This is a genomic window from Nocardia sp. AB354, from assembly GCF_049538315.1.
Classification (GTDB): Bacteria; Actinomycetota; Actinomycetes; order Mycobacteriales; family Mycobacteriaceae; genus Nocardia; species Nocardia nova.
This window is the reverse complement of record NZ_JBMVFU010000069.1, coordinates 1-874: the sequence shown is the minus strand read 5'-3', so window position 1 is coordinate 874 and position 874 is coordinate 1. Positions and strand designations below refer to the sequence as shown.

Sequence of the window (874 nt, the reverse complement as noted above, 5' to 3'; positions counted from 1 at the left end):
GAGCAGTTCCGGGGTCATCCGCGCCACGTGCCCGGCGACGGTCAGCAGTCCGCGCGTGCGCACCCGCGTCGCGAGCAGCGACTGATGGGCGTCGCGGAACGTGGTGTCGGTGACGCCGACCGCGTCGCGCTCCCGCAACCACCGCGCGAAACCCTCGGGTCCCAGTTCGAGCAGACGCTGGCGGGTGCCGTCCGGCGGCGGCGCACTCAGATCGATCGCCGGCAGCTTGTCGTGCGGGTAGACCGCCGTCGGCCGCTCGCCGTGCGGTTTGTTCACCGTCACGTCGGCCAGATAGCGCAGGATGCGGGTGCCGCGGTCGGCCGAACCGCGCTGGGTCAGCAGCTCGGGCCGCTCGTCGATGAACGAGGTGGTGATGCGTCCGGCGCGGAAATCCGGATCGTCGAGCACGGCCTGCAGGAAGGGGATGTTGGTGGCCACGCCGCGGATGCGGAATTCCGCCACCGCGCGCCGGGCCCGTGCCACCGCCGCGCCGAAGTCGCGGCCGCGACAGGTCAGCTTGACCAGCATGGAGTCGAAGTGGGCGCCGACCTCGGCGCCGAGATTCGCACCGCCGTCGAGCCGGATGCCACCGCCGCCGGGCGAGCGGTAGGCGGTGATGCGGCCGGTGTCGGGACGGAATCCGTTGGCCGGATCCTCGGTCGTGATCCGGCACTGCAGCGCGGCACCGTGAATCGACACACTGTCCTGACTCAGCCCCAGATCCGCCAGCGACTCGCCGGCCGCGATGCGCAACTGCGACTGCACCAGATCCACATCGGTGATCTCCTCGGTCACCGTGTGCTCGACCTGGATCCGCGGGTTCATCTCGATGAACACGTGATGGCCGCGCTCATCGAGCAGGAACTCCACGGTT

At 70.3% G+C, this 874-nt stretch carries 1 pseudogene; it reads right to left on the bottom strand.

The features are described 5' to 3' along the window. A pseudogene (locus ACPCUW_RS35120) lies at positions 1 to 874 on the bottom strand (pyruvate carboxylase); the annotation flags it as partial.